The sequence below is a fragment of the Kitasatospora sp. NPDC030952 genome (genome assembly GCF_055571335.1).
This window is the reverse complement of record NZ_JBVIFM010000034.1, coordinates 1-15,501: the sequence shown is the minus strand read 5'-3', so window position 1 is coordinate 15,501 and position 15,501 is coordinate 1. Positions and strand designations below refer to the sequence as shown.

Below are 15,501 nucleotides of genomic sequence, written 5' to 3'. Positions count from 1 at the left end.
GCACCAGAACGGACATTGCGTCGCATTGACCGCTTAACTCTCCTGTGGGGCGATCCGAACACGTCGAAAGGGCCCGGAACGCAGCCGTTCCGGGCCCTTCGGTGGTGCGGGTGCCGCGACGGGCGGTCGCGGGCTCTCCGGCGGGCGTTCCGCCAGGTCGTACGGGAGGTGGCCGTCAGCCCTCCAGGGGCCCTTCGGCGGCCGCGTGGGCGCGGCGGGAGCCCTCCCCGGCCCCGGCGGTGGCGGCGGCCTCCGCCTCGGCCAGCTCCTCCGCCGTCGGCGTGGGCAGCGCGGCCAGGTAGGTGGAGGCGATCAGCTGGCCGACCGTCGGGTACGCGCCCAGCGGCGCCGCCGACGGGCAGCCGGTCTCCTCGGCGGCCGTGGCGAGCAGCTCGGAGTCCGCCTCCGGGCCGATCACGAGCGGGGCCAGCGCGGGGCGCTGGGAGCCGGTCTCCTTGAGGTGGTTGACGGCGGCGGCGACCGAGCCGGGCACGTCGAGCGCCGCGGGGACGACCGGGACGGCCAGTCGGGCGGCCAGCAGGACGCCGGTGATCCCGGCCGCGGCGGCCGCTTCCTCGCCGCCGACGGTGGTCAGGACCACGCCGTCCGCGGCGGTCGCGATGGCGAACAGCCGGGCCCGGTCGGCCCGGGCCAGCCCGGCCTCGGACAGTCGCACGTGGACGGCCTCGGCCAGCAGCGGGTGCGGGCCCAGGGCGTCGGTGACGGTCGCGCCGTACTCGGCGGCGAGGGCGTGAAGCCCGGTCAGGAAGCCGTGCGGGCCGGGCACCAGCGGCACCACGACGGGCGTCGGCAGTCCGGCCTCGGCGGCCGCCGCCAGCAGCTCCGCGACGGTGCGCTCCTCGGCGCCCCCGGTGGTGGCGCCGTCGGTCGGGAGGTAGCCGACCGCGGCCTGGACGCCGGTGTGCTCACTGCGGACGATCGAGAGCAGTTCCTCGACGACCGAGCGGGACTCGGGCCCCGGGGTCGCGGGTACGGCGAGCACCAGGGCCGGCGAGCCGGTGCGGATCTCGGGGCGCTCGGGGCGGCGGTGGCGCCCCCGCGCACGGGAGCCTGGAGTGCGGACGGGCAGTGGCGCGCCCGGGATGGCTGCGGTGCTCATGCCGGAGATCGTAGGACATCTGCCCGTCAGGCCTGCAGTCGGCTGCCGTACGGGTTTCGGGTGGTCGTGGTGCGGAGGCCGTGTCCCTGCCGCGCCGGTCCGGAGTGTTTGCCTACAATCCGGACATTCCTCACCCAACCCCCGTTCGGACTCGCACGGTTGCCCAGACGTGCGCCGCGGGGCATCGCGTTGCACGAGAGGTGCGTGAGATGTCTCACAGTCGGAGGATGGACTGACGGAGGGTCACGAAAGTGCGACTCCCGGCATTCGAAGATCAACATTCAGCGGGGGGCCGCTCACGGCCGGTTATGGACAACCCGACGATTCCATCGGCTATGTCCGTTTACGTACCGTCAGGAGAAGGGTCCGTGAAGAGTTCGCGGCGACCGGTAAAAGGCCTCGTGCACCTGCAATGTCCCGTGCTGATGCACGTGCACTGCGGCTATCATCGCGTCAAGTGAGGCGTTGTGCCGGACCGGTACGGGGCCGGTCCGTTCGGCGGGTGCCGGGGGCGCCGCGCTGGACGACAACTCCGGAGCTCTTCGGGAGACTTCTATGCACGACTCGCAGGTAACGCACGGCTCGAACCACACCTACAACGGGATGGCCGCCGCAGACCTCAAGGGGGTGGTCTGGCAGAAGAGCCTGCACAGCAACTCCCAGGGCAACTGCGTCGAGTTCGCGGCCCTGCCGGGCGGCGACGTGGCGATGCGCAACTCGCGCTTCCCGGACGGTCCGGCGCTCATCTACACCCGGGCCGAGATCGCCGCGCTGCTGCTGGGCGCCAAGGACGGGGAGTTCGACCACCTGGCGGTCTGACCGGCCGCCGGGCCACCATCGGGGGGCCGTCGTGGGTGCTGACACCACGACGGCCTTTGTCTTTGTCCGGCGGCCCTGCTCGCGTCCGGACGGTCCCGCGGCGGGATGCGCCGGCCGTGCGGGATGTGCCGGCCGTACGGGACGTGAGGGCCGCAGGGAACGTGCCGGCCGTGCGGGACCGGGGCCTGGCTGAAGGGCCCGGGGTGTGGTCCTCCCGGGTCGCCCCTCGGTCGGCCGTGCGCCGTGCGGCGCTAGGCCGAGCGCCGGTGCCGTCCACCGACGTCGACTCGTCCGTCGAGCGCGTGACCGTCGAGTCCGGTGCCGTCGAGCCGACTGCCGCCCAGGCCGCCGCAGTCGAGTCCGCTGCCGCCGGCCGGCTCCGCCTCGAACATGGCCCAGACCACCTTGCCGCTGCCCAGCGGGTGCCAGCCCCAGGAGTGGCTGAACGACTCCACCAGGTGCAGCCCGCGGCCGGATTCGGCGACGAAGTCCGCCTCCCGGGCCACCGGGCCGGTGCTGCTCGGATCGCTCACCGCGCAGACCACCTGGGGTGCGCGGTGCACCAGGCTTATTCGGATCGGCAGTCGCCCCTCCGGGGTCGGCTGTGTGGGAAAGTCGTACTCGCCCAGGGCGCCGCCCGACGGGTCGGGCCGTGCGCCGATCGCATGCCGGAGCGCGTTGGTGACGAGTTCCGAGGCCACCAGTGCGACATCGTCGAACAGCTCCATCAGGCCCCAGCGCTGGAGAGCGGTCCGGGCGAAGTCGCGAGCGGATCTCACGGCTTCGAAGCGAGGAGCGAGCGTACAGGTGACCACATGTGGGTCAACTGCCAAAGCCGTACCGGTGCTCATGAAGAGCTCCTCCCATAAGGGGGCGGACACGGCTGGACCCGCCGGGGTCATGCCGGTCACCTCCGACTCGCTCGGCCGCTCGGCCGCCCCTTCGACCAGGCGCGCGCGCACTCGAACGCCCGATGGCGCGGGGACGCCGCCGGGTCGGTGCACGGAGTCGCGCGTGGGGTCGACGCGGAGCCCGCGGGATTGCCAGGGATGTGCAGGTGCACGTGCACCATGGTGGTGTGCGCTCACTGCAGATGCAAGAGTCGATTCACGTGCAGTCGCACTATTGGCATATGCAAGCGCCGGATGCACGTGCATCCTGGTGTGCGGAGTGTGGAACTGATAGGAACATCCGTCAGTATCGGCACCGTGAGCGCTCAACTGATGGCAGACTGTGCGCTGTTTGCCCTAGGTGGAGGTTTCGACCGCATGACCACAGTTCAGCCGGGCGGCGGCTCGATGGTCCGCCGGATCCTCCTCGGCTCGCAGCTGCGTCGCCTGCGTGAGGCGCGCGGCATCACCCGTGAGGACGCGGGCTACGCGATCCGCGCGTCCGAGTCCAAGATCAGTCGTATGGAGCTCGGCCGGGTCAGCTTCAAGGAGCGCGACGTCGCCGACCTGCTCAGTCTCTACGGCGTCGACGACGGCCTGGAGCGGGAGGCCCTGCTCGGGTTGGTCCGCGAGGCCAACAAGTCCGGCTGGTGGCACAGCTTCAACGACGTGCTGCCGGGGTGGTTCCAGACCTACGTCGGACTGGAGGAGGCCGCCCAGCTGATCCGCACCTACGAGGTGCAGTTCATCCCCGGACTGCTGCAGTCCGAGGAGTACGCACGGGCGGTTTTCGGCCAGAGTCGGCCGGTCATCAGCGAGGAGGAGGTCGAGCGGCGGGTCAGCCTCCGCCTGCGCCGGCAGAAGCTGCTGACCGAGGGGGCCAGCCCGCGTCTGTGGGCGGTCATCGACGAGGCGGCGCTGCGCCGGCCGGTCGGCGGGCCCAAGGTGATGCGCGGTCAGGTGCAGTACCTGATCGACGTCGCCGAGCAGGCCAACGTGGTCATCCAGGTCATGCCGTTCCGCTTCGGCGCGCACGCGGGCGAGTCCGGGGCGTTCTCGATCCTGCGCTTCCCGGAGCAGGACCTCGCGGACGTGGTCTACCTGGAGCAGCTCACCAGTGCGCTGTACCTGGACAAGCGGGACGACGTCGACGCGTACATCCAGGTCATGGAGCGGCTCTGCGTGGACAGCCTCACGCCGGAGCGCACGATAGACCTGCTGTCCTCGATCCTGAAGGAGCGCTGAGCAACTCCCGGGCGGGGCGGGGGAGATCGTCCCTCGGGCCGCTCCGGGAACCGCTCCGCCGGTCGTCGAACCGCCCCGCCGGTCGTGAAACCGCTACGCCGGTCGTGAAACCGCTACGCCGGTCGTGAAACCGCTACGCCGGTCGTCGAACCGCTCGGCCGCCGCCCCCGCCGTCAGCCGCGGGTCGGCGGCCGTTCGCGTTCCGGCGGCAGCGGCTGCGGCGGGCGGCCCAACTCCCAGGGCAGGTCGTAGCGGCGGAACAGGTCGGCCCGGATCGGCGCCAGCGGGATCTCGGCGCCCGGCAGCAGCACTCCGATGCAGCCACCCATCAACGCGCTGCGCAGCAGCGCGTGTTCGGCGACCGGGTCCGGTGCGCCCCAGTCCTCCAGCAGGTTCTGCAGGATCGCGCCGAGCTGCTGCTGCTCCGGGTCCTGGACGAAGGCGCCGGTGTCGGGGTCGAGGATCAGCGCGAGGTGCGAGCGCATCACCCGGGGGTGGTCCATGGCCAGGTTGAGGACGGCGTCGATCGCGCGGGCCAGGCGGGCCCGGGGGGAGGCGTCCGGCGGCAGTTCGGCGAGTGCGCCGGACAGCGCCTGGTGCATCATCCGGTGCGTCGCGGCCTGCATCAGCAGTCGTTTGCCGTCGAAGTAGTAGGAGAGCAAACCGCGGGCGAGTCCGGCCCGTTCGGCGATGTCGGTCAGCGTGGTGCCCGCGTAACCGTGCTGGTCAACCAGCTCGACCGTGGCCCGCATGATGCGTCGGCGGGAGCGCTGCCGCATCTCCTCATTGACCGAATCCCCGCGAGGTGCCATCGTGTCTGCTCCGAACGTTCGTTGACTCCGGGCCAATATACTTGCGAAGCCGGTAGCCGCACCGTGGAACCGTGTCCGACGGGCCCCCGGCGGCCGGTACAAACGACGGCCGGCTCCACCAACACGGGGGTTTGGTGGAGCCGGCACCAGGGCCCGGCGGTCGGGGGTCGGCCGTGGGTGGGGGCCAGTGGGTCAGCGCTCGGTCAGGACTTCGGCCCGGGCCACGGACGGTCCGGCAGACGGATAATCATAATCCGGCACCGACGCGAGAGTGACGTTTCGGCGGCGGTCCACCACGGCTCCCACCGTCGCCACCACCAGTCCGACCACTGCGACCGCCGTGACCAGGAACAGCGCCGGCCGGTAGCCGTCCAGCTGGGCCTGGGCGCTGTCGCCGCCCGCGCTCCCGGCCGTGATCATCGCGGTCGCGCCGGCCAGCACCACGGCGGTGCCGACCTGGATCGCGGTGTTCACCAGACCCGAGGCCAGTCCCTGCTCCTCGTCGGCCACGCCGTCGGTGGCCGCGATGTTCACCGAGGGGAAGGCCAGCGCGAAGCCCACGCCGAGCAGCAGCATCGAGGGCAGCACCAGCACCAGGTACGAGCTGTGCTCGTCCAGGCGCAGGAACAGGGCGAAGGCGCCGGCCAGGGCCAGCAGGCCGATCGGCAGCAGCCGGCCGGTGCCGAAGCGGTCCACGATCGGGCCCATGAACGGCGCCGAGAGGGCGATGAAGGCGCCGGCCGGCAGCAGCCCCAGGGCCATCTGGAGGGCCGACCAGCCGAGCAGGTGCTGGAGGTAGAGGGTGACGACGAACTGGAAGCCGCCGTACGCGCCGGTCATCGCGAAGGCGACCACGTTGGCGCGGGCCACCGACCCGTTGCGGAAGATGCCGAGCCGGACCAGCGGGTGGGCGGCACGGCTCTCGATCAGCAGGAAGGCCGCCGCCAGTGCGGCGACCACCACCAGCGAGCCGAGGGTGCGCAGGCTCAGCCAGCCGGCGCCCTGGGCCTCGGTCACCGTGAACACCAGCAGCAGCACGGTCGAGGTGCCGGTGATCGCGCCGAGCACGTCGTAGCCGCCCTTGGCGGGCTCCTCGACCGGGCGGGGGAGCAGGCGGACGGCGAAGAGCAGGGCGAGCAGTGCGACCGGGACGGGCATCAGGAAGGTCCAGCGCCAGCCGACCGAGGTGAGCAGCCCGCTCAGTACCAGGCCGAGCGAGAAGCCGCTGGCGCCGCAGGTGGTGTAGATCGACAGCGCCCGGTTGCGGGCGGGGCCCTCCGCGAAGGTCGTGGTGATGATCGACAGGCCGGCCGGGGCGGTGAAGGCGGCGCTGACGCCCTTGAGGAAGCGGGCGGCGATCAGCAGGCCGCCGTCGTCGACCAGGCCGCCGACCAGCGAGGCGGCGGCGAAGACGCCCAGCGCGATCAGGAAGACCCGGCGGCGGCCGAGCAGGTCGGCGGCCCGCCCGCCGAGCAGCAGCAGGCCGCCGTAGCCGAGTACGTAGCCGGAGACCACCCACTGCAGGGTGGAGGTCGAGAGGTGCAGTTCGGAGCCGATGGACGGGAGGGCGACGCCCACCATCGAGACGTCCAGGGCGTCCAGGAACATGGCGGCGCAGAGCACGATCAGGGTGCCCCAGAGGCGGGGTGTCCAGTTCAGCCCGCTGGTTGACGGAGCGTCGGTTGGCGTGACGGTCGCGGTGGTCATGGGGAGGACAGTACATGCACGTGCATTCAATGCAAATGAATAAGATGTGAACGCATAAATTTACGGTGCACCTGCTAGGGTGGCGGGGTGGCTGAACTCGACCCCCTCGAAGCCTCGGCGGAGGCCGGTCTCATCGCGGAATGGCGTGAGCTGCTGGCCCGCCACGCCGTTGCCGTCTGCACGCTCGACCGCGAGCTCGGCGAGAAGCACGGGCTGGGCATGAGCGAGTTCGAGGTGCTGGAACGCCTGGTGGAGGGGTGCGAGGCCGACGGCCGGGCCGCCCTGCGGGCGAGCGAACTGGGGCCCACCGTCCATCTGAGCCAGAGCGCGCTGTCCCGGCTGATCGCCCGCCTGGAGAAGGGCGGACTGGTGACCAGGGCGATGTGTCCGAGTGACCGGCGCGGCATCATGATCGCCCTCACCCCGGCCGGGCGGGAGCGCTACGACCAGGCCCGGGCGCTGCACCGCGAGGTGCTCGGACAGACCCTGGGTGGCCGGTTCACGCCGCTCTGTGGAGAGTCCGACCTCGACTGACGCTGCGTCAATGCCCTGACACGGACTGCTTTTTCGGGATCTCAGAGCAGCGAGTGGAGCCCCGGTGCGACGGCCAGCAGAACGGCCCCGGCGGGCGCCGCCAGGGCGACGGCGGTCAGCCGCAGCCGGTGCGGGACGGACAGCCGGGGGCGCCCCGCGAGCAGCCGGTCCACCCGCTTCGGGGACTGCGCCAGGCCGGGTGGGCAGGAGCCGAACACCCCGCGGTCCAGGTTGAGTTCGGCCAACGCCAGGGCAGTGGTGTGGCGACCGTGCCGTCGCGCGGCCCGGTCATCGGCGGCCAGCTCGACCAACTCCGCCACCTGGTCCCGGAAGGCCCGGAACACGCCGATGCCGGGGAAGCCGGAGGCGAGCGCCTGGGCGAACTGCTGGAGCCAGTGGTGCCGGGCCCGGACGTGCCCGCGCTCATGGCTCAGCACGGCCGCCAACTCCCGGTCGGTGAGCTGCTGGAGGGCGCCGGTGGTGACCACCAGGCGGGAGTTCGGGCCGGGCAGCGACCAGGCCTCGGGGCGGATGTTCTCCAGCACCACCAGCCGCTCCCGGCGGCTCCGGGCGGCCTCGATGGCATCAGGCAACTCCGGTGCGCGGGTCGCCAGTTGGGCGTGACGGCGGTTGCGGAGGGCCTTGGCCGTACGGACCTCGCGGGTGAGCGCCAGCACCGTCTGCAGCGCGCCCGCGGCCAGTACGGCGGCGCACAGCCGGCCCCAGCCCTCGGCGTCCTGCAGACCGTACGCGGCCTCCACGCCGTGCGGGGCGCCGGCGAACACCCAGTCGCGCAGCGCGGGCTCGGCGGCGGACGCGGCGAGCACCAGGCCCAGGGCGCAGCACAGCAGGACGGCCACCACGATGCACTGCCACACCAGCAGCGCCAGCACCGGTTCGCGCTCCACCCAGCGCGCCCGGGCCAGCAGCCGGGGCACCACGGTGGAGAGCAGCAGGCCGAGCAGCAGCAGGCCGATCAGGGCAGTCATCGCATGGGCTCCCCGAGTACGCACGGAACGCGACAACGCGCTCCCCGCCAACCTATGCGCTGTCGACGCCCGGTGGAACGGCTTTCGACCGGCCAGTGACCAACGCCACCCGCTGGCGCGGGCCTTGGGCCGTCCTCGAACTGCCGTCCGCGGGGCGCGTCACATGGCCAGGAGCATGGCGAACATGCCGATCCCCATGGTCAGCCGGCAGGCCCGGGGCAGTCCGGTGGTGCCGAGGGCGAGGGTGCCGGCGGGGGTGTGCAGCAGCCGGGCGCCGGCCCAGAGGGAGTAGCCGCCGAAGTAGAGCAGCAGGGCGCCGGTCAGCAGCGGGGTGCCGAGCGCGGCGGCGTGGTGGTGGCCGCCGGGGGAGGCGGTCATCGCGAGGGCCATGTACGTCATGGCGAGCGCGCCGACGGCATGGTGCAGCCGGTGCGCCCGGCCGGCCGGGGCGTACAGGGCGGCGAGCAGGAAGGCGGCGGCGGGCAGGCCGAACAGGCCGGCCCAGACGGCGGCCGGGACGGTCGCGCCGGTGACGGCCATCGCCGCCATGCCGAGCCCCATCAGGGCTTCGGCGGCGTCGGACTCCCGGGCCAGCGAGGGGTGGGCGCGGCGTGCGCCCGGCGTCGTGGTGGCGCAGGGGGAGTGCCGCAGGCGGGTCAGGCAGGAGGCGCCGGCGGTGGCGGTGAGAAGGGCGAGGAGCCAGTTGACCAGGGTGGGTCCGTGCAACGGCGGCCTCCCAGGGTGGCGGACGACGGGCGACGATCGTCCCGTCCACGATCACCGCTCCGCCCCCGGCGCCACCAGGGCGCGCACAGGGGCGCACAGTGGTGACCGCCGTGGTGCGGTCCACCCCGGCAGGCCCACCCCTCCGACCGCCGGCTCAGCCCTGGAGCCGCCCCGAGGCGACGACCCGGCTGAGGAACTCCCGGGTCCGCTCCTCCCGGGGATCGCCGAACACCTGCTCCGGTGGCCCCTGTTCGAGCACCACCCCGCCGTCCAGGAAGCAGACCTGGTCGGCGACCTCACGGGCGAAGCCCATCTCATGGGTGGAGAGGACCATCGTCATCCCCTGCTCCTTGAGGTCCCGCACCACCGACAGCACCTCCCCGACCAGCACCGGGTCGAGCGCCGCGGTGATCTCGTCGAGCAGCAGCAGCCGGGGCCCGGCCGCCAGCGCCCGCACGATGGCGACCCGCTGCTGCTGCCCGCCGGACAGCCGGTCCGGGTACTCCCCGGCCTTGGCCGCCAGCCCGAGCCGGTCCAGCAGCGCCAGCGCCTTCTCCTCGGCCTCCGCCCGTCCCACCCGGTGCACCCGGCGCGGCGCGAGCGTGACGTTCTCCAGCACCGTCATGTGCGGGAACAGGTTGTACGACTGGAACACCACCCCGATCCGGCGCCGCACGGCGTCCTCGTCCGCACGCGGGTCGGTGATCTCCTCGCCGTCCAGGAAGATCGCCCCGTCGTCGATCCCCTCCAGCAGGTTGACGCACCGCATCAGCGTGGACTTCCCGGAGCCGGAGGCCCCGATCAGCGCCGTCACCGAGTGCTCGGGCACGGCGAGGTCCACGCCGCGCAGCACCACCTGACCGCCGAAGGTCTTGCGCACGGACTCCAGCCGGAGCACGTCCGTCCCGCTCACACCGCACCTCCCTGCAACTGCCGACGGTTCGTCCGCGTGGTCAGCCAGTCGGCGAACCTGGTCAGCGGAATGGTCAGCACGATGAACACCAGCCCCGCCACCAGGTACGGCGTGAAGTTGAAGGAGCGCGCCGCGATGATCTTCGCCGCGTACACCGCGTCGATCGCACCGCCGATCGAGACCAGCCCGGTGTCCTTCTGCAGGCTGACGAGATTGTTGAGCAGCGGCGGCACCACCCGCCGCACCGCCTGCGGCAGCACCACGTACCGCATCGCCTGCGCGTTGGTCAGCCCCAGCGACCGCGCCGCCGCCCGCTGGCTCGGGTGCACCGACTCGATGCCCGAGCGGAACACCTCCGACACGTACGCCGAGTACGTCAGCACCAGCGCGGCCCCGCCGAGCAGCAGCGGATCGGTGGTCACCCCGGTGAGCCGCAGCGCCGGCACCCCGGTGATCATCACCAGCAGGCAGATGATCATCGGCAGCCCGAGGAAGAAGTCCACGTACGCGGTGGCCAGCAGCCGCACCGGCAGGAAGACCGGCCCGCGCAGCGTCCGCAGCACCGCGAGCAGCAGCCCGAACACCAGGATCAGCACCCCGCAGCCGAGCATCAGCTCCAGGTTCAGCCGCAGCCCCCGCAGTACCTCGGGCAGGGCCTGGCGGGCGTAGTCCAGGTTGAAGAAGGTCCGCCGAGTGACCTCCCAGCCGGGGGAGTTGACGATCAGCAGGTAGAGCACGACGGCCGTCGCCGCGGTGGAGGCGGTGGCGATCAGCGCCGAGCGGCGGGCGCGGGCCCGTCGGTACGCCTCGTGCGCCAGCCGCCGTTCGGAGGGGCGGTACCCGTCGTCCGCCGCCGTCCGGTCCTTCGGTTCCCCCGGCGCCGCCGGGCCCTCCGCGGTGCCGACCGGCCCGGCCGTGCCGGTGCCCCCGGTCACTTCAGCACCGGTGCGGAGACGGCGTCCGACAGCCACTGCTTCTCCAGCTCGGCCAGCGTTCCGTCCGCGCGCAGGGCGTCCACCGCCTGCGAGACGCACGGCGTCAGCCCGGAGCCCTTGTCCAGGACCAGGCCGAACTGCTCACCCTTCGAGGCCGATTCGAACTGCCCGACCACCTGGGCCTCCGGCACCTCGGCCCCGGTGATGTAGAAGGCTGTCGGCAGGTCGACCACCAGTGCCTCGACCTGACCGTTCTTCAACGCGGCCTTCGCCAGGTCGTTGGAGTCGAACACGGCCGGCTGGCCGCTGGGCTTGATGGTGTTGGTGATGGTGTCCAGGCTGGTGGTGCCGACCTGCGCGCCCAGCTTGGCGCCCTTGAGGTCGGCGATGCTCCTGGCGCCCGCCGCCTTGGAGCCCTTGAGCGCGATGACGGCCTGGCGCACGTCGTAGTAGCCGGAGGAGAAGTCCACCGCCTGCTTGCGCTCGTCGCTGATGGACACCTGGTTGACGTCGAAGTCGAAGTCCTTGGCGCCCGGCGCGGTCGCCTTGCCGAACGGCGCGACCACCCAGCCGACCTTGTCCTTGGGGTAGCCCAGCTTCTCCGCCACCGCGTACGCCACCGCCGACTCGAAGCCCTTGCCGTTCTCCGGCTTGTCCTCGGAGAACCACGGGTCGTACGCCGGCTTGTCGGTGCCGATGGTCAGCTTTCCGGCGGTCCGCGTCGCCAGCGCCCCGGGCGCGCAACCCGCCGTGGCCCCGGCCGTACCGGGGGCACCGGCGGCCCCGTCGGACTTGGCGTCCTGCGGCGCGCACCCGGTGAGCACGGCGGTGGCGACCACCAGAGCGGCGAGGGGCAGGACGGCGGACGGCTTGCGGAGGCTCATGGCGGGGCTCCAGGGGGAGGGACCGGGCGGGAGAGCGCGGTACGGGCAGGGTGGGGAGGGACGAGGCGGGGCGGGCGCGGGCGCTGCGGGGGCCCGGCCGGGCGGGCCGCTTCCCGGCGGGTCACTTCCCCCAGTGGCGGCGCCGGAACACACACGGCATGGTCGGCGTACGGGCCCGCGTCCGCGGCGCCCCGGGCCGGATCAGCGGCAGCCGGCCGGTCGTGGCCGGCCCGACCGCCGCGGCCGGGTCAACGACGACAGCGGCGGCGACAGCCGTGCGCGCGGCAGCGGCGGCGACAACAGGCCTGCTGACGGGCGGGCAACCGGCACGGGCCGTCGTGGCGCTCGGTCACCGTGATCACCTCCGGGAACATGCGGGGAGGTTCGCATCAGGACGGCTCGTCTGTCCAGGACATCCAGGACACCGTCCACATGCCGGACACCTGCCCGAAGGTGTGCGCCCGGCGCAGGTTTTGGGGCCGGAGCGGCAGTGCACGAGAGTTTTGTCGGTCCAGGCCCCCTTGAACGGGAGAACCTTTCGTACTTATGGTGTCCTCGTTGAAATAACTCCTGCCGAAGTGAGTCCACGATGCAGAATCTTTCGCCAAGGCTCGCTGCGGCGGCCGACGCCCCGGTCTCGACCCTCGCCACCCACCCGGCGTGGCTGCGCCTGAAGGAGGCCGTCGAGACGCTGCGCCCGCTGCAGTCCAAGGACGGCTCGATCGACCTGTCCGTGGTCCAGCGGCACACCGTCGACCCGCTGGTCGCCACCGTCCGGGCCGCCGTCGCGGAGCTCGCCCCGAACTTCCCGCACGACGCCGCCTACCTGGCCGCCGTCGACGTCGACCTGGCCAAGTGGGCCGACACCGGGTACCGCGAGCCCGACTTCCTGGACTCGCTGCTCGCCTTCCAGCCCGCCGACCAGCGCGAGGACGGCCTCGAGCACCTGGTCCTGTTCCCCATGTACACCCAGAACGGCAACCCGGACCGCAACCTGGAAGCCGTCCTGCTGCGCGTGGTGTGGCCCGAGTGGCTGGACGAGCTGGAGCGCACCCGCTTCGACAACCCGATGTTCGTCCCGATCACCTTCACGGACTTCACGGCCGGGTACGACACCAACTCCGCCGTCCTCTTCCCCGAGACGGTCTCCGTGCGCAAGGCGCCGGAACGTTTCACCTGGGGCGGCATCTTCTGCGACCGCGAGGCCGCCCGCTTCCGGGCCGTCTCGACCAGCGCCGTCCAGCAGCTCGGCCTGGAGATCCCGGCCGACGCCGAGGGCCTGCTCCAGGACCAGCAGCGCGCGCAGGAGACCTTCGTCCTGTGGGACCTCGTCCACGACCGCACCCACAGCCACGGCGACCTGCCGTTCGACCCCTTCATGATCAAGCAGCGCAGCCCGTTCTGGATGTACGGCCTGGAGGAGCTCCGCTGCGACCTCACCACCTTCAAGGAGGCGGTGAAGCTCGAGGCCGAGGGCAACCCGCACGCCCGCGACGTCCAGTACGCGATCCTCTTCGACCGCATGTTCCGCTTCCCGGTCAGCGGCGACCGCGTCCGCAACTACGACGGCCTCGGCGGCCAGCTGCTCTTCGCGTACCTGCACAAGCACGACGCGCTGCGCTGGCGCGACAACCGCCTCACCATCGACTGGGACCTCGCCCCGCAGGTCACCAACGCGCTGTGCGGCGACATCGAGACCCTCTACCGCGACGGCATCGACCGGCCCAAGCCGGCCCACTGGATCGCCGCGTACGAGCTGGTCTCCCGCTACCTCACCCCGCACCCGGCCTCCACCTGGGCGAAGGGCCCCGAGGCCCTCCCGCTCGACATCACCGACGGCAAGGCCCTGAACAAGGCGCTGTGCGACGCCGTGCTCCCGGACGAGTTCCCGCTGAGCATGTTCTACGAGGCCCTGTCCAAGAAGCTCCGCGGCGTCATCGCCGCCACCGCCGGCATCACCGGCGCCGGTATCCAGGGAGTCGCCGCGTGACCACCACCCCCTCCACCAAGCTGGCCGGCAAGGTCATCGCCGTCGCCGGGGCCAGCGGCCCGGCCGGTCAGGCCGTGCTGCGCCGCCTCGCGGCCGACGGCGCCACCGTGATCGGGGCCGACATCGACCCCCAGCGCCTGGAGTCCGCCCTGGACGCCACCCGCGTCGCGGTGCGCGGGGCGAAGGTGAGCGGCCAGGTGATCGACCTGCTCGACCCGCAGGAGGTCCACGACTGGGCCGACCACCTGGAGGCCGAGCACGGCCACGTCGACGGCCTGTTCCACCTGGTCGGCGGCTGGCGCGGCAGCAAGACCTTCTTCGACAGCCGCCTGGACGACTGGGACTTCCTGCACGACACCGTCGTGCGCACCCTCCAGCACACCTCGCTGGCCTTCCAGCCCGCGCTGGTCCGCAGCCCGGCCGGCCGCTACGCGATGGTCTCCGCCGCGGCGGCGCACAAGCCGACCGCCGGCGGCGCCGCCTACGCGGCCGCCAAGGCCGCCACCGAGGCCTGGACCCTCGCCATGGCCGACTCCTTCAAGAAGGAGACCACCTCCCCGGACGGCGAACCCACCGCGGCGGCTGCGATCCTGGTCATCAAGGCGCTGGTCAGCCCCGAGATGCGGGCCGAGAAGCCGGAGGCGAAGTTCGCCGGCTTCACCGACACCGCCGACCTCGCCGAACACCTGGCGGACCTCTGGGACCGCCCCGCAGCAGAACTGAACGGACAGCACCTGTGGCTGACAGCCCGATGACCGACCTCACCCGTACGGACGCCGTACGGCGGCACGACCCCGCCGTCCGCGGCTTCGCCAGCGACAACTACGCCGGCGTGCACCCCGAGGTCCTCGCCGCGATCGCCCTCGCCAACGGTGGCCACCAGGTCGCCTATGGCGAGGACGACTACACGGCCCACCTCCAGGACGTCTTCCGCCGCCACTTCGGAGACAAGGCCGAGGCCTACCCCGTCTTCAACGGCACCGGCGCCAACGTGGTCGCCCTCCAGGCGCTGCTGCCGCGCTGGGGCGCCGTGGTCTGCGCCGACACCGCCCACATCCACGTGGACGAGGGCGGCGCCCCGGAGAAGATGGGCGGCATCAAGCTGCACACCGTCCCGACCCCGGACGGCAAGCTCACCCCTGAGCTGCTCGACCGGCAGGCCTGGGGCTTCGGCGACGAGCACCGCGCCCAGCCGCTCGCGGTCTCCATCACCCAGAGCACCGAGCTCGGCACCCTCTACACGATCGACGAGATCCGCGCGATCACCGAGCACGCCCACCAGCTCGGCATGCTCGTCCACATGGACGGCTCCCGGCTGGCCAACGCCGCCGCGGCGCTCGGCCGGCCGATGCGGGAGTTCACCACCGACGCCGGCGTCGACGTGCTGTCCTACGGCGGTACGAAGAACGGCCTGCTGCTCGGTGAGGTCGTGGTGGTGCTCAACCCGGAGCGGGTGCGCAACATCAAGTACCTGCGCAAGACGTCGATGCAGCTCGCCTCGAAGATGCGCTTCGTCTCCGTCCAGTTCGAGGCACTGCTCTCGGGCGACCTCTACCTGCGCAACGCCGGCCACGCCAATGCGATGGCCAGCCGGCTGGAGGCGGCGGTCCGGAAGATTGACGGCATCGAGGTCGTCCGCCCGGTCCAGGCGAACGCGGTGTTCGCGATCCTCCCGCGCGAGGTGAGCGAGCGACTGCAGAAGCGTTACCGCTTCTACTTCTGGAACGAGCACACCGGCGAGGTGCGCTGGATGTGCGCCTTCGACACCACGGAGGCCGACATCGACGCCTTCGCGGCGGCCATCGCCGAGGAGATGGGCCGCGTCTGACCGCGCCCCTGACAGCTGATCGCCTCCGCCCGGAGCCCCGGGCGGAGGCGATTTGCATGTGGCGGGTCGGTGCCCGTACAGTTCCGGAGTCGCCGCGGGAGACCGGGGC

At 72.1% G+C, this 15,501-nt stretch carries 14 protein-coding genes and 1 pseudogene; 6 read left to right on the top strand and 9 right to left on the bottom strand.

Annotation, left to right across the window (positions count from 1 at the left end; all coding sequences use genetic code 11):
* Positions 1-175 precede the first annotated feature (175 nt).
* On the bottom strand, positions 176-1,120 hold the full coding sequence (locus ACZ47G_RS36455; RefSeq protein WP_465750272.1) for a sirohydrochlorin chelatase family protein: 945 nt from the start codon (positions 1,118-1,120) through the stop codon (positions 176-178).
* A 555-nt stretch (positions 1,121-1,675) separates the two neighbouring features.
* Between ACZ47G_RS36455 and ACZ47G_RS36450 the strand changes: the two genes are divergently transcribed.
* Positions 1,676-1,939: a DUF397 domain-containing protein gene (locus ACZ47G_RS36450; protein ID WP_380453175.1), complete on the top strand. Its 264-nt coding sequence runs from the start codon at positions 1,676-1,678 to the stop codon at positions 1,937-1,939.
* Positions 1,940-2,319: 380 nt separating this feature from the next.
* Here the strand turns inward: ACZ47G_RS36450 and ACZ47G_RS36445 are convergent.
* Positions 2,320-2,790, bottom strand: a pseudogene (locus ACZ47G_RS36445) (ATP-binding protein); the annotation flags it as partial.
* 417 nt (positions 2,791-3,207) lie between these two features.
* Here ACZ47G_RS36445 and ACZ47G_RS36440 point away from each other — a divergent pair.
* Entirely contained in the window at positions 3,208-4,074 is an 867-nt protein-coding gene (locus ACZ47G_RS36440; RefSeq protein ID WP_380453173.1) for a helix-turn-helix domain-containing protein, read from the top strand.
* Between the two features lie 173 nt (positions 4,075-4,247).
* Here ACZ47G_RS36440 and ACZ47G_RS36435 read toward each other — a convergent pair whose 3' ends face one another.
* Positions 4,248-4,853 carry a TetR/AcrR family transcriptional regulator gene (locus ACZ47G_RS36435; RefSeq protein WP_465750269.1) on the bottom strand — a complete coding sequence of 202 codons (606 nt, stop codon included), beginning with the start codon at positions 4,851-4,853 and terminating at the stop codon, positions 4,248-4,250.
* Positions 4,854-5,078: 225 nt separating this feature from the next.
* Positions 5,079-6,593 carry an MFS transporter gene (locus ACZ47G_RS36430; RefSeq protein WP_465750267.1) on the bottom strand — a complete coding sequence of 505 codons (1,515 nt, stop codon included), beginning with the start codon at positions 6,591-6,593 and terminating at the stop codon, positions 5,079-5,081.
* A gap of 87 nt (positions 6,594-6,680) precedes the next feature.
* On the opposite strand from ACZ47G_RS36430, the gene ACZ47G_RS36425 reads away from it, so the two are divergent.
* Positions 6,681-7,127 carry a MarR family winged helix-turn-helix transcriptional regulator gene (locus ACZ47G_RS36425; protein WP_465750265.1) on the top strand — a complete coding sequence of 149 codons (447 nt, stop codon included), beginning with the start codon at positions 6,681-6,683 and terminating at the stop codon, positions 7,125-7,127.
* A gap of 41 nt (positions 7,128-7,168) precedes the next feature.
* On the opposite strand, the gene ACZ47G_RS36420 is transcribed toward ACZ47G_RS36425, so the two are convergent.
* The 5 genes from ACZ47G_RS36420 to ACZ47G_RS36400 all read right to left on the bottom strand — a co-directional run bounded on the left by ACZ47G_RS36420 (position 7,169) and on the right by ACZ47G_RS36400 (position 11,574).
* A complete protein-coding gene (locus tag ACZ47G_RS36420; protein WP_465750263.1) occupies positions 7,169-8,116 on the bottom strand; it encodes a M56 family metallopeptidase in 948 nt (315 codons plus the stop codon).
* 159 nt (positions 8,117-8,275) lie between these two features.
* The gene (locus ACZ47G_RS36415) at positions 8,276-8,842 is read right to left on the bottom strand and encodes a DUF5134 domain-containing protein (RefSeq protein WP_465750261.1); all 567 of its coding nucleotides are present in this window, start codon (positions 8,840-8,842) and stop codon (positions 8,276-8,278) included.
* A 154-nt stretch (positions 8,843-8,996) separates the two neighbouring features.
* Positions 8,997-9,755 carry an amino acid ABC transporter ATP-binding protein gene (locus tag ACZ47G_RS36410; RefSeq protein ID WP_465750259.1) on the bottom strand — a complete coding sequence of 253 codons (759 nt, stop codon included), beginning with the start codon at positions 9,753-9,755 and terminating at the stop codon, positions 8,997-8,999.
* Positions 9,752-10,573 carry an amino acid ABC transporter permease gene (locus ACZ47G_RS36405; RefSeq protein ID WP_465750366.1) on the bottom strand — a complete coding sequence of 274 codons (822 nt, stop codon included), beginning with the start codon at positions 10,571-10,573 and terminating at the stop codon, positions 9,752-9,754. Before ACZ47G_RS36405 ends, ACZ47G_RS36410 begins: the two co-directional genes overlap by 4 nt.
* A gap of 113 nt (positions 10,574-10,686) precedes the next feature.
* Positions 10,687-11,574 carry an ABC transporter substrate-binding protein gene (locus ACZ47G_RS36400; protein ID WP_465750257.1) on the bottom strand — a complete coding sequence of 296 codons (888 nt, stop codon included), beginning with the start codon at positions 11,572-11,574 and terminating at the stop codon, positions 10,687-10,689.
* Positions 11,575-12,163: 589 nt separating this feature from the next.
* On the opposite strand from ACZ47G_RS36400, the gene ACZ47G_RS36395 reads away from it, so the two are divergent.
* The 3 genes from ACZ47G_RS36395 to ACZ47G_RS36385 are packed head-to-tail and all read left to right on the top strand — an operon-like array spanning position 12,164 to position 15,392.
* Complete coding sequence (locus ACZ47G_RS36395; protein WP_465750255.1) at positions 12,164-13,564, top strand: DUF6421 family protein; 1,401 nt, start codon at positions 12,164-12,166, stop codon at positions 13,562-13,564.
* On the top strand, positions 13,561-14,319 hold the full coding sequence (locus ACZ47G_RS36390; RefSeq protein ID WP_465750253.1) for an SDR family NAD(P)-dependent oxidoreductase: 759 nt from the start codon (positions 13,561-13,563) through the stop codon (positions 14,317-14,319). The genes ACZ47G_RS36395 and ACZ47G_RS36390 overlap by 4 nt, the downstream gene beginning before the upstream one ends.
* Positions 14,316-15,392, top strand: a complete 1,077-nt coding sequence (locus ACZ47G_RS36385; RefSeq protein ID WP_465750364.1) for a threonine aldolase family protein — start codon at positions 14,316-14,318, stop codon at positions 15,390-15,392. The genes ACZ47G_RS36390 and ACZ47G_RS36385 overlap by 4 nt, the downstream gene beginning before the upstream one ends.
* The last annotated feature ends 109 nt before the right edge of the window (positions 15,393-15,501 follow it).